The sequence below is a fragment of the Streptomyces sp. NPDC058964 genome (genome assembly GCF_042741275.1).
Classification (GTDB): domain Bacteria; phylum Actinomycetota; class Actinomycetes; order Streptomycetales; family Streptomycetaceae; genus Streptomyces.
This window is the reverse complement of record NZ_JBHYKH010000044.1, coordinates 3666-15995: the sequence shown is the minus strand read 5'-3', so window position 1 is coordinate 15995 and position 12330 is coordinate 3666. Positions and strand designations below refer to the sequence as shown.

Genomic DNA, 12330 nt, shown 5'->3' with positions numbered 1-12330 from the left:
CACAGAGCAGCGCACACTTCCTGATAGTCCCCATGTCGTTGCGGGGAAGGGCGTCCAGGCGGCGGACGACACGCGGGCGCTTGTGCGGGGCCAGCCGGCGGGCCACATGGTCGGCCAACTCCTCGTCGGACGGCGGCGACTGGGGATCAGCGGGCACGATCCACGCCACGATCCGCTCGCCCAGGTCCGCGTCCGGCTCACCGGTGACGGCCGCCTCCCGCACCCCCGGATGCTCCAGGAGCGCGTTCTCGATCTCCCCGGCCCCGATCTTGTAACCACCGCTCTTGATCAGGTCGGTGGCCTTGCGTCCGACGATGCGCACATACCCGTCGGGCTCACGCACCGCCATGTCGCCGGTGCGGAACCAGCCGTCGGCGGTGAACGCGGCGGCGGTGGCGTCGGGCCGGTTGAGGTACTCGGTGAAGAGGTTCGGGCCGCGCACCTGGATCTCGCCGACGGTCTCCCCGTCCCGGTCCTCGAGGACCGTTCCGTCCTCCTCCACCAGCCGCAGCTCCACCCCCGGCAGCGGCACGCCGACCGTCCCCGCGCGCGGTTCCCCGTCGGCCCGCACGCTGGTGTTCATCAGCGTCTCGGTCATGCCGTACCGCTCGATCACCCGCTGCCCGGTCGCCGCCGTGATGCGCTGGTGGTCGTGCACGGGCAGCGCGGCGGAGCCGGAGACCAGCAGCCGGGCCATGCCGAGCGCCTTGGCCAGCTCCGGGTCGCCGGGCAGGGCCTCGGCGATGCGGTGGTACATCGTCGGCACCCCGAACAGCATGGTGGCGCCGCCGGTCAGCTCCCGGGTCACACCCTCCGTGCCGAAACGCCCGAGGTGCCGCACACAGCCGCCGCGCCGCAGCGGGCCGAGGACGCCCAGCACCAGGCCGTGCACATGGAACAGCGGCAGCCCGTGCACCAGCACGTCGGCACCGGTCCACTGCCAGGCGTCGGCCAGCGCGTCCAGGGTCGCGGCCACCGCCCGGCGGGGGATGACCGCGCCCTTGGGCGGGCCGGTGGTGCCGGAGGTGTAGACGATCAAGGCGGGATCATCCTCGGACGCACGGTCCTCCGGGACGGCTCCGGCGCCGTACGCGTCGACGTCGACGCGCTCGAGTCCGCCGAGAGCGGTGGGGAGTTCCGCGCCCGGAGCGGCCAGCACCAGCGACGGCACGCTGTCGGAGAGGATGTGCGCCAGCTCCTTCTCACCCGACTTCGGGTTGAGCGGTACCGCGGCCACCCCGGCGAGCAGCGCGCCCACCACTCCGACGGCCGTCTCCAGCTCCGGGGTCGCCCACACGGCCACCCGGCCCGCGTCACGGATCCGGGCGGCCACCGCCCCCGCGCCGGAACCCAGTTGCGCGTACGTCAGCGACCGGTCGCCGAACCGCAGGGCGACACGCTCGCCCGAACCACCCACCAGGGCCGGAAAGAGGGAGGACACGCGGAGCACTCCTTGCCTGTAGGAGACGGCTGCAGGGGACGACAGCACCCTTCCTACACCAGGTGCCGCGTCCCCACGACCGTGCTCTGGCCGGATGCGAGCCGCGGCTGCGCCGACCGCGGTTCCGTTCCGCGCGCCCCTTGGGCCGGGCACCCGCGCCCGGGCCGGACGGGCCGGCGTCCTACGGCGTCAGGCCGCCGCCTCCACCACGTCGGCCACCACACAGCTCACGTTGTCCGGGCCGCCGGCCCTGTTCGCCTCGTCGACCAGCGCGCGCACCGCCCCGTCCGGGGCCGGCACGGAGGCCAGCAGCCGCTCGATCCGCTCGTCCGGGACGACGCCGTACAGACCGTCGGAGCAGAGCAGATACCGGTCGCCGGGCAGCGCGTCGTGGAGTTTCAGGTCCGGGACGGCCGGGGCGCCGCCGGAGAGCGCCTTGAGGAGCAGGGCGCGCTGCGGATGGGTCGTGGCCTCCTCCGGGTCCAGCCGCCCCTCGTCCACCATCGCCCGGACGACCGTGTGGTCGTGGCTGATCAGGAACAGACCGCCGTCGCGCAGGAGATACGCGCGGGAGTCGCCGATGTGGACGAGGGCCAGCCGCGAACCCGTCCACAGCAGCGCGGTCAGGGTGGTGCCGACTTCCTCGCTGCCCTCGGCCACGTCCCGGACCGCCTCGGTCGCGCCGCGCACGGCGTCCTCCAGCAGGTTGAGGACACTGCCCGCGGGCAGCTCCTCGCTCTCCAGGAACTTCAGCGCCTCCACGGCGGCGCTGCTCGCGGGCGCTCCCGCGGGACCGAACCCGTCGGCCACGGCGAGCAGTCGTGTGCCCGCGTAGGCGGTGTCCTGGTTGGCGGGCCGTACGCGCCCGGTGTCGGAGTGGGCGGAATAGCGCAGTTCCAGCATCGCGGTGTCCTTCCTCGGCTCTGCGGTCAGGTGGTCGACGAGGAACGCGGCCAGGTCCCGGCGCACGGCCGTCTCCCGCTCGACCCGCGCCCAGTGGGCACGGATCTCCCGGGCGGCCGCAGCGGGCTCGAGGGCGCACACCTGCCGGATCGAGGCCAGCGGCATACCCAGCCGCCGCAGCCACGCCACCAGCCGCGCCCGCGCCAGCTGCTCCACCGCGTAGTAGCGGTACCCGGTCTCCGGGTCGACCCGCGCGGGCCGCAGCAGTTCCAGCTCGTCGTACAGCCGCAGTGCCTTCGGCGACAGCCTGCTGGCCTTCGCGAAGGCCCCGATCGTCAGCATCGGCCCAGTCCCCATGCGCCACCCCGTCCGTACGTTCCCCGCCGTTGCCCACCGATGCTGGGGCCTCACCGAAGGTGAAGGTCAAACCCGTTGGCTCGATTGTCGGAGCGATTGTTAGCCTGCGGGACATGCCGCGCACAGCACTCGCCACCTACGACCCGGGGGACGAGCCCCACCACGACCGTGACCTGCCGGTGCTGGCGGCGGCCCTGACGGACGCCGGGGCCGAGGCCGTCATCGTGCCCTGGGACGACCCCGAGGTCGACTGGAGCGGGTTCGATCTCGTCGTCATCCGCTCGACCTGGGACTACAGCTGGCGCGCCGACGAGTTCGTGGCATGGGCGGAGCGGGTCGGGAAGGCGACGCGCCTCGCCAATCCGGCCGCCGTCGTGCGCTGGAACGCCGACAAGCGGTACCTCGGCGACCTGGCCGCGGCAGGGGTGCCCGTCGTACCGACCCGGTACCTCACCCCGGGTGACGCCCCCGAGCTGCCGGACGACGGCGAGTTCGTCGTCAAGCCCACCTTCGGCGCGGGCGCCCGGTTCGCCGCCCGCTACACCCCCGCCGAGCGCGAGACGGCCCTACGGCACCTGGCGCGGATGCACGACGAGGGGCTCACCGCGATCGTGCAGCCGTACGTCACGGGCATCGACGTCAGTGGCGAGCGCGCCCTGCAGTTCTTCGGCGGCCGTCCGCTGCACGCCAGCCGCAAGCGGGCCGTCCTGGAGTCCGGCGCGGCGTACGACGCGGACAAGGTGCCGCACCCCGACCTGGAGCCGTGGACCCCGACCGCGGCCGAACTCTCCGTCGCGGAGCGCGCCCTGGCCGCCGTGCCGGACGCTCCCGAGCTGCTGTACGCGCGCGTGGACCTCGTCGACGGGGAGGACGGGGAGCCCCGGGTGATGGAGCTGGAGCTGGTCGAGCCGAATCTGTTCCTGTTCCTGCACCCGGGCTCGGTGGAGGCGGTCGTCGCGTCGGTGCTCGCGGCGGCTACTCGCTGACGGCCGTCCGCTGCAGCAGCCCCCAGGTGAACTCGGCGGCGACGTCCCGGGGTACGCCCTGCGCGTCGGGCGCCGTGAACGCCAGGCCCCAGCGGGTCGGCGCCGTGCCCTCCAGGGGGCGGGCGGGGGCGAAGGCGCGGGCCACCTCGTCGACCGTGCAGCGCCAGGGGGCGAGGTCCTCCACGGTGCGGAGCTCCGGGGCGGGGGCGCCGGGGGCGCGGACCAGCCATTCGTTCCAGACCGCGCCGTCGGGACCGACCAGCGCCTCGAAGCGCAGGCCGGGCCAGAGAGGGAGCGGCCACTGCCAGGCCCTGCACTCCAGGTCGCCTGCGGTGCGCTTGGTCTCGTACTCGGGCGGGCCGAGGACGGAGCGGTAGCGCGCGGCGGCCGTGCGGGCACGCGGCGAGCGGACCATCGCCTGCCAGCGCTTGTTGGCCTCCCGCATCTGCGCGATCGAGACACCCAGCGCACGGCGCGCGTCCTCGACCAGGCCGGGGTTGTGGTCGGCCATGCGGCGCAGCAGCACGAGCTGGAAGTCGAGCGCGGTGAAGGGGCTCACGGGGCGCTTTCCGGAGGGCGGCATGGGAACCATCGTCGCCCAGCGGAGGCGTCCGCGGACGATGGCCGGGAACAAACGCGTCACCGGTCCGCACACCCATTGCCCGCGCAACTCCGCATGACTAGCCTGTGTTCGTCATGCCGATCGTCTGTTGAAATTTCGAACGCAGGCGCTTAGACCCAAGAGAGGGGGCCGGAAGTGGGACGCCTCGTACCTGCCGTGACCCGGGCTCTCGACATTCTTGAGCTCTTCCTCGACGGAGACGGGACCCTCTCCGCCCCCGACATCGTGCGCAAGCTCCAGCTGCCGCGCACCACCGTGCACGAACTGGTCACGACGCTCTCCGCCCGGTCTTACATCGTGCCCGTACCGGGACAGCCCGGACGCTACCGGCTCGGAGTGCGGCCGTACCAGCTCGGCAGCCGGTACGCCGAGCAGCTCGACCTCGCCGCCGAGGGCCAGCAGGTGGCCCGCTCGGTCGCCGAGACCTGTGACGAGACGGTCCACGTGGCCATCCTCGAGGGCACCGACGTCATCTACATCGCCAAGGTCGACTCCACCCACGCGGTGCGCATGGTGTCGGCGGCGGGCCGCCGGCTGCCCGCCCACTGCACCTCGGTCGGCAAGATGCTGCTGGCCTCACTGCCGGAGCCGGAGCTGGCCGACCGCATCCCGGACGGTGCCGAGCTGGTCGCGATGACCCCCAACAGCATCACCGAACCGGGCGCCCTGCGCGAGGCCCTGGCCCGGATCCGGCAGCACGGCATCGCGGTGGAGAGCCGCGAGTCCAACCCGGACGTGAGCTGTGTGGCGGCGCCGGTGCGCGACCGCACGGGCCAGGTCGTCGCCGCCCTGTCCATCTCCGTCCCCATGATCCGCTGGAGCGACGAGCGCCGCGCCGAGCTGGAACAGCTCGCCGTCAAGGGGGCGGCCGAGCTGTCGGAGCGCCTGGGCCACAGGGGTGCGGCATGACGGCCTACGAGGTGGCGGTGCGGGCGGAGGCGACGCTCGGCGAGGGCCCGACCTGGGATCCCGTCACCGGCCGTCTGATCTGGCTGGACATTCTCGGGTCCCGGATCCAGACCTACGACCCGTCGACCGGCCGCCGTACGGTCCGCACGACGCACCAGCACGTCGGCGCGGCGAAGCCCAGGGCCGGTGGCGGCCTGGTGCTCAACCTGAGGGACGGCGTGGGCCTCCTGGACCCGGACGGCACCTTCCGCTGGCTGCACCACGAGCCCGTTCCCGGCCGCCGCGGGAACGAGGCCGCGGTGGCCCCGGACGGCTCGCTGTGGGCCGGCACCATGCGCTACGACGAGGCGGTGGGCGCCGGCACGCTCTCCCGGGTCACGGGCGACGGCTCGGTCGAGGTGGTCCTCGACGACGTGACGGTGAGCAACGGCACCGGGTGGAGCCCCGACGGCCGCCTGATGTACTACATCGACTCGCCCACCCGGCGGATCGACGTCTTCCGTCACGAGGACGGACGCGCCGTGGACCGGCGCAGGCTGGCGGAGATCGAGACCGGCGCGGGCTTCCCCGACGGGCTGACGGTCGACGCCGACGGCTGTGTGTGGGTGGCGCTGTGGGACGGCGGCGCGGTGCGCCGGTACACCCCGGACGGCGAACTGGACCGGGTGATCGAGCTGCCGGCCCCGCGGATCACGGCCTGCGCCTTCGGGGGCACGGATCTGACGGACCTGTACATCACGACGGCACGCGTGGGGCTGACGGCACCGCACCCGGTGGCGGGGTCGCTCCTGGTGGTACCGGGGGCGGGCAAGGGCCTGCCACAGCCGGCCTTCGCGGGCTGACCGCCCCGGCACTCACAGCAGCCCGCCCGCCTTCCGCTCCTCGGCGGTCAGCGGCGGCCCGTACAGCGCCGGCCTGAGCGGGCCGATCGCCGCGGCGAGGAGCACGTCGGGGGCGAGCAGCACTTCCGCGCCCCGCTCCAGGGACGTCACGTCCGTGACCCTGCGGGCGACCCGGCCGTTGCCGGTGGCCGTGCGCATGAGCCGGTCGACGTAGGCGGCCACGAGCCGGTCCCTGAGCGTGGGGCCGTTCGCCGTCGCGCCCGGGTAGAACACGTCCTGGCCTATGGCGAGGTCCCAGGCGGCCCGGACCGGGCGGGCCACCGCCTTCTGGACACGACGCGACAGTCCCGGCGCTCCCCAGCCCTGACGCCGTATCACGTCCCGCATGATCCGCACGCTCTGGGCGGCGGCCGCCAGCCCCTGCCCGTAGATCGGGTTGAACGCGGCCAGCGCGTCGCCGACGACGGCGAAGTTCTCGGGCCACACCGGCATCCGCTCGTAGTAGTGACGGCGGTTGACGGTGGCGCGGGTGACCGACACGTCGGACAGCGGTTCCGCGTTGCCGAGCAGGTCGCCGAGGACCGGGTGCGGCAGCCGCTCGCGCGCGAACCGGAGGAATTCGTCGTTGTCCGCGCAGGGTTCGCCGCCGCGGGTGCCGGACAGGGTGACGATCCACCGGCCGTTCTCGATGGGCACCAGCCAGCCCGACCGGCCCGGTCCCCCGGCGCGCGGGTCGGCCTGCTGGTTGACGATCGGGAAGCCGTCCCGGGCCTGGTCGGGCGCGAGGTACAGCCGGCTGGCGTACACCAGCCCGGAGTCCACCTCCCGCCGCTCCGGAGCGGGCAGCCCGAGCGCGGCCAGCCAGCGGGGCGCGCCGGAGCCACGTCCGGTGGCGTCGACGACGAGGGCGGCGGCCAGGGTGCGCTCCTCGTCGTCCGCCGTCCGGATCCGTACCCCGGTGACCTCCGTGTCCGTCCCGGTGAGCCCCAGCACCTCGGCGCCGCCCAGCGGTTCGATCCGCTCGTCCGCGAGGACCTGCGCGCGGATCGTGGCGTCCAGCAGGTCGCGGCCGGCCAGGATCACGTGGTGGGACTCGGGCCAGCGGCGGAACCAGCCCTGCGAGGACAGGGCGACCACGTCCGTCGTGACCGGCAGCCGGTTGGCCCCGGCGGCGCGGAGCGTCTCGGTGATGCCCGGCAGCAGGTCCTCCACGGCCCGTACGCCGCCGGACCACAGCATGTGGGCGTGGCGCGCCTGCGGCAGCCCCCGGCGGGGCTCGGACCCTTCGGGCAGGACGTCGCGGTCGACGACCACGACACGGTCGGCGAAGCCGGCCAGGGCCCGTGCCGCGAGCATGCCGGTATGGGATCCCCCCAGCACTACGGCGGTTCTGGCGGCGGGGGTGGAGCGTTCACTCATGTGCGGGCACTCTCTGCCGGGGCGGTCGCTCGGGCGCGTACCGCCTCGATGTCGTCGGGGTGGCGCAGGGCCCGGGACACGGCCTGGATCTTCTGGAGCAGATACGTGGTGTCCGGGCCGGACGAGGCGGCGGTGCCGTCGGTCTCCGGCGACCGTCTGCGGGTCTCCACGGCGTCCAGGATCGTCACGGCTGCGGCGAGGGCCTCGGCCCGGCCGGGCTCGTGGCCGAGGGCGCGGGCGGCCTCGTACGACCGGGCGCGCAGGCCCTCGTCGAGGTGCCGGGAGAGCTGGAGGAGCGCGTCGCGGACGAACGTCTCGCGGCGGATGAGGCGCAGTTCCCCGGTGGCGCGAGGAGTGAAGGGCTCGCGGTTGCCGGTGACGGTCCGCATCAGCAGGTAGAGGGGCCGCAGCCGCCAGTGGCTGACGCGGACGCGCCAGCGTTCGGCCAGGTACTGGCCCGCGTGCGGGATGATGAAGCCCACGGCGACCAGGGTGGCGGAGACACAGGCGGCCGACGGCGCCAGATAGGTACTCAGCCAGTCCAGGTCGTGGCCGGTCCACCGGGCGACGACGGCGGTGAGTTTGGAGGCGTCGAAGAGCAGGTTCGTGGCGTAGCCGACGCCCAGGAACCTGAGTCCCCAGCGCAGCCAGGCGTCGAGGCCGTCGGTGCGGATCCAGTTCCAGATCAGCCGCGCGGTGATCGTGCAGGCCACGGTGTGCGCGATCAGGTAGAGGAGGATCTCCTCGCGCATGAACGGCGTGTCGGCGTAGTAGGTGTCCAGGTCCTGGAGGCGTTCCACGGGGACGTCCGCGAGCGCGAACAGCACCCACAGGGCGACCACCACGCCGGCGTAGACGGAGACGACCCAGCGGGTCGCGCGACGGGTCGCGGCCGAGCGCTCGGAGATCCCGTTGCGCCAGGCGATGATCAGCAGCAGCCAGGACGCGCAGAGCGCGGTGAGCAGGGAGTACACCCAGGGTGCCGAGATGTTCGGGACCCCGGTGATCCGGTTGGTCCAGGCGATGGTCTTCGGGGCCGCGAACACGAACACCGCGCAGGCGAACAGCAGCAGACCGCCGACGGCGCGCAGCAGCGGGTCGCGCCACATCTTGATGATGCTGGGCAGTTTGATGGCCAGCGCGACGGTGAGGACCGCCGTCGGCAGCCAGAAGGAGATGTACAGGCCGCGGGACAGGTCGAGGCCGGCCAGGTCGAGGGTGCCGGTCACCGTGCCGCACCTCCGCGGTAGCCCATGGAGCGCTGGACCGGGTCGAGGCGCGCGTCTGCCGCCCGGCCGGACAGCAGCGGCCGGAAGGCCGCGGCGAGTCGGTGCCCGAAGTCGTCGGCCTCGGCCTCGTCGGTCTCGCGGGAGCCGTTGCGGGCGGCGACGGTCAGGGCGATGTCGTCCCGGCCGGCCAGCGCGTGCACCGTTGCCGCCCCGACGCCGTGGTGGTGCCGGTGCCCGGCGTGCATGTGCCACAACTCGTGGCCCAGTATCACCAGTTGCTGCAGCGCCTCGGCCCGTTCCTCCACGATGACCAGGTCGAAGTCCTGGAACTCGACCCAGAGACCGGTGACTTCGATCTCGTCGGGAAACCGTTCGAATCGAAGCTCGACGGGCCGCCCGGTCCGCCGCGCGCCCATCGCCTCGCACAGCGCCCGGCACAACTCGTGCACGTCGGAGGGGGGACGGGGTCTCGCACGCACCGCGCGGGCGAGATCGGCGGCGAGGCCGCGCTTGCCCGAACCGGGACGGGTGCGCCGCCATCTCGTGGCGATCCGGGCAGCCCGCTGCCGCGCGCCCGCGATGTCCATCGCTCCCCCTTCTCACCGCCGGTCGGCGGCTTGTCCGAGATTACGCGCCTGGATGTGTTCGCGTCATGCGATCCGACGACCGTGGTTCAACCGGTAACGATCATCGCGGTGACCGGAGTTGCTCGAAAGTCCGCTCCGGGCCATTGACGCGCATGGCTTTCAAATTTACGGTCCCGTTCGAGGTTGCGAGCGTAATTCGAGATATCGAACAGGTTCTCCAGTGGCACCGCCCCGAAAGGACCCCATGAGCAAGCGCACCACCGCACGTTTCACCCTCGACCCCGCCTTCACGGTCGGCACGGTCGACCCCCGTCTCTTCGGATCCTTCGTCGAACACCTCGGCCGCTGCGTCCACACCGGCATCTTCGAACCCGGCCACCCCGCCGCCGACGCCGAGGGCCTGCGCACGGACGTGCTCGACCTGGTCCGCGAACTCGGCGTCACCACCGTCCGCTATCCCGGCGGCAACTTCGTCTCCGGCTACCGGTGGGAGGACTCGGTCGGCCCCGTCGAGGACCGCCCCCGGCGCCTGGACCTCGCCTGGCACTCCACGGAGACCAACCGCTTCGGCCTCTCCGAGTACATCGGCTTCGTCCGGAAGATCGGCCCGCGGACCGAGCCCATGCTGGCCGTCAACCTCGGCACACGAGGCGTCGCCGAGGCTCTCCAGCTCCAGGAGTACGCCAACCACCCCGCAGGCACGGCCCTTTCGGACCTCCGGGCCGCCCACGGCGACAAGGAGCCGTTCGGGATCCGGCTCTGGTGCCTGGGCAACGAGATGGACGGCCCCTGGCAGACCGGCCACAAGACCGCCCGGGAGTACGGCCGTCTCGCCGCCGAGACGGCCCGCGGCATGCGCCAGATGGACCCCCGCGTCGAACTCGTCGCCTGCGGCTCCTCCAACCAGGCCATGCCGACCTTCGCCGCGTGGGAGGCCGCGGTCCTCCAGGAGACGTACGACCTCGTCGACCACATCTCCCTGCACGCCTACTACGAGCCCGCCGACGGCGACATCGGCTCCTTCCTCGCCTCCGCCGTCGACATGGAGTCCTTCATCGAGAACGTCGTCGCCACCTGCGACCACGTCGGCGCCCGGCTCAAGTCCGAGAAACGGATCAACCTCTCCTTCGACGAGTGGAACGTCTGGTACCAGTCGCGCTGGCAGGAGCACGCCGAGGCCCAGGACCCGGCGGACTGGCCCGAGGCCCCCCGCCTCCTGGAGGACAACTACAGCGTCCTGGACGCGGTGGTCCTCGGCTCGCTGCTCATCGCCCTGCTCCGGCACGCCGACCGCGTCACGGTCGCCTGCCTGGCCCAGCTCGTCAACGTCATCGCGCCGATCATGACCGAGCCGGGCGGTCCGGCCTGGCGGCAGACCACGTTCTTCCCGTTCGCGCAGGCCTCCCGGTACGGGCGCGGACAGGTCCTCGACGTCCGGGTCGACTCCCCCACGTACGAGACCGGGAAGTACGGCGACGTCGACCTGCTGCACGCCACGGCGGTCCGTGCCGACGACGGCACGGTCACCGTGTTCGCCGTCAACCGCGACCGCACCGGGCCGCTCCCGCTCGAGGTCGCCCTGAACGGCCTCGGCCCGACGTCGGTCGTCGAGCACCATGTCCTCGCGGACGCCGACCCCGACGCCCGCAACACCCTCGACGACCCGGAGCGGGTCGCCCCGCACCCGGCCGAGGGCACGGCCCTGCGGGACGGCCGCCTCACCGCCGTGCTGGAGCCGCTGTCCTGGAATGTGATCCGGCTCGCCTAGGGACTGCCCGGCGGATACCGCAGACGCGGGGTCCGGCACGCCCTCCCCCGAGCTCTTCGAGCAGGGGGGACCCCAGGCGTTGCCGTCGGTTGCCGGCTCCGCCAGGTTCTCGGCTCCGCTCGAACAGGCGGCCCCCCGTGCGGTCTCTTTGCCGCGACCCGATCCGCCGGACAGACCCTGGGCGTCAGTGACCGGGGGAGGGCACCGGTGTCACCGGCACTCCTCCGGCCGCGCTGCCCAGCAGCGTCAGCCGCACCCGGCCCGGCCCCGACTCCGTCGTGCCGTCGGACAGGACCGCCAGGGCCAGGGTGTTGGTACCGCGGGTGCGCAGGATGCCGTTCGGCAGGACGAAGGTGTGCTGCGGGCCCACGTCGTTGATGTACTGGCCCATGTTCCAGCCGTTCAGGAAGACCTGGACGCGGTAGGCGCGGGCCGGGTCGTCCTCCAGGACCAGCCCGACCGAGGCGTCGACGCCGCCCGGCACGGACAGCCTGAAGGCGGTCCGGTACCAGGTCACTCCCTGCCCCCGGTCGGCACGCGGCAGGCGGACGGACTCCCAGCCTCCGTCCGGGAAACCCGGCAGGTGCCAGCCCTCCCGCTCCCCGTACAGTCCGCCGTTGTTCTGCGGCCCGCGCACCGGATCGGTGGCCGCCTCGCCCTGGAGCCGCCAGCTCACCTTCGGCGAGGCTCCCTCGAAGGAGACTCCCGTCAGCCCGCGCGCCACCTTGTGCGTGTCGAGCGCCTTGCCGTCCTGGTCGTGCTGCATGCGCCGGACGAGGACCGACAGCACATGTCCGCCGGGCTCGTCCCGCAGCCGCTCACGGAGCCGCTCGCGCGCCTTCTCCGCCAGCCCGGACAGGGACAGGACGGCCGTGTCCGCCCAGCTGCCCTTCCTGACCGTGTCGTTGTCCGGCACCGGCATCCGGTGTGTGCCCAGCGGCTCACCGTCCAGCCAGGCCATGAGCATGCCCTGGGTGCCCGTGCTGTAGGAGAGGGACACCGACTCCAGACCGCTCGCGTCGTCGAGGTGCCCCCGGTACCAGACGTCGCCGTAGTGGAAGCCGTAGTCGTCCGCGAAGAGGACGGGCTGTCCGCCGGGCACGGGCGTGGGGCTGTACGACGTCCGTCTGTCGGCGACCGCCCACTTCGAGTCGTCGAAGGCGGGCGCGGCCTCGGGGTCCAGCCGCAGGACCCACGGCTCGCTCGGGCCCACCAGGACCAGGTGCGCCAAGGCCCCGAACCGCCCCGTGAACCCCCCGATAGCCGT

Annotated in this window: 11 protein-coding genes; 4 read left to right on the top strand and 7 right to left on the bottom strand. The window is 73.0% G+C overall.

Features of this window, described 5'->3' with window-relative positions; genetic code table 11:
• Both ACFW2E_RS08625 and ACFW2E_RS08620 read right to left on the bottom strand, forming a co-directional pair.
• Positions 1-1441 (bottom strand): acyl-CoA synthetase (locus ACFW2E_RS08625; protein WP_384463394.1); only part of this gene is annotated, 1441 nt, incomplete at its 3' end.
• A gap of 189 nt (positions 1442-1630) precedes the next feature.
• On the bottom strand, positions 1631-2686 hold the full coding sequence (locus ACFW2E_RS08620) for a MerR family transcriptional regulator (RefSeq protein WP_384463391.1): 1056 nt from the start codon (positions 2684-2686) through the stop codon (positions 1631-1633).
• Between the two features lie 128 nt (positions 2687-2814).
• Between ACFW2E_RS08620 and ACFW2E_RS08615 the strand changes: the two genes are divergently transcribed.
• Positions 2815-3687 carry a RimK family alpha-L-glutamate ligase gene (locus ACFW2E_RS08615; RefSeq protein ID WP_384463388.1) on the top strand — a complete coding sequence of 291 codons (873 nt, stop codon included), beginning with the start codon at positions 2815-2817 and terminating at the stop codon, positions 3685-3687.
• Here ACFW2E_RS08615 and ACFW2E_RS08610 read toward each other — a convergent pair.
• On the bottom strand, positions 3677-4279 hold the full coding sequence (locus ACFW2E_RS08610) for a hypothetical protein (protein WP_384463419.1): 603 nt from the start codon (positions 4277-4279) through the stop codon (positions 3677-3679). The genes ACFW2E_RS08615 and ACFW2E_RS08610 overlap by 11 nt on opposite strands.
• 165 nt (positions 4280-4444) lie before the next feature.
• On the opposite strand from ACFW2E_RS08610, the gene ACFW2E_RS08605 reads away from it, so the two are divergent.
• Positions 4445-5218 (top strand): IclR family transcriptional regulator, encoded by a 774-nt coding sequence (locus tag ACFW2E_RS08605; protein ID WP_384463385.1) that lies wholly within the window; start codon positions 4445-4447, stop codon positions 5216-5218.
• Positions 5215-6060 (top strand): SMP-30/gluconolactonase/LRE family protein, encoded by an 846-nt coding sequence (locus tag ACFW2E_RS08600; protein ID WP_384463382.1) that lies wholly within the window; start codon positions 5215-5217, stop codon positions 6058-6060. The genes ACFW2E_RS08605 and ACFW2E_RS08600 overlap by 4 nt, the downstream gene beginning before the upstream one ends.
• A gap of 12 nt (positions 6061-6072) precedes the next feature.
• Here the strand turns inward: ACFW2E_RS08600 and ACFW2E_RS08595 are convergent, their stop codons facing one another.
• Genes ACFW2E_RS08595 through ACFW2E_RS08585 form a run of 3 tightly spaced genes read right to left on the bottom strand, consistent with a single transcriptional unit; the run spans position 6073 to position 9295 of the window.
• Complete coding sequence (locus ACFW2E_RS08595) at positions 6073-7479, bottom strand: NAD(P)/FAD-dependent oxidoreductase (RefSeq protein WP_384463379.1); 1407 nt, start codon at positions 7477-7479, stop codon at positions 6073-6075.
• Positions 7476-8708 carry an MAB_1171c family putative transporter gene (locus tag ACFW2E_RS08590; protein ID WP_384463376.1) on the bottom strand — a complete coding sequence of 411 codons (1233 nt, stop codon included), beginning with the start codon at positions 8706-8708 and terminating at the stop codon, positions 7476-7478. Before ACFW2E_RS08590 ends, ACFW2E_RS08595 begins: the two co-directional genes overlap by 4 nt.
• Entirely contained in the window at positions 8705-9295 is a 591-nt protein-coding gene (locus ACFW2E_RS08585; RefSeq protein ID WP_384463373.1) for a toxin-antitoxin system, toxin component family protein, read from the bottom strand. The genes ACFW2E_RS08590 and ACFW2E_RS08585 overlap by 4 nt, the downstream gene beginning before the upstream one ends.
• 244 nt (positions 9296-9539) lie before the next feature.
• On the opposite strand from ACFW2E_RS08585, the gene ACFW2E_RS08580 reads away from it, so the two are divergent.
• On the top strand, positions 9540-11063 hold the full coding sequence (locus ACFW2E_RS08580) for an alpha-N-arabinofuranosidase (protein WP_384463370.1): 1524 nt from the start codon (positions 9540-9542) through the stop codon (positions 11061-11063).
• Between the two features lie 184 nt (positions 11064-11247).
• On the opposite strand, the gene ACFW2E_RS08575 is transcribed toward ACFW2E_RS08580, so the two are convergent.
• Positions 11248-12330: beta galactosidase jelly roll domain-containing protein (locus ACFW2E_RS08575; RefSeq protein WP_384463367.1), on the bottom strand; the 1083-nt coding region annotated here is incomplete at its 5' end.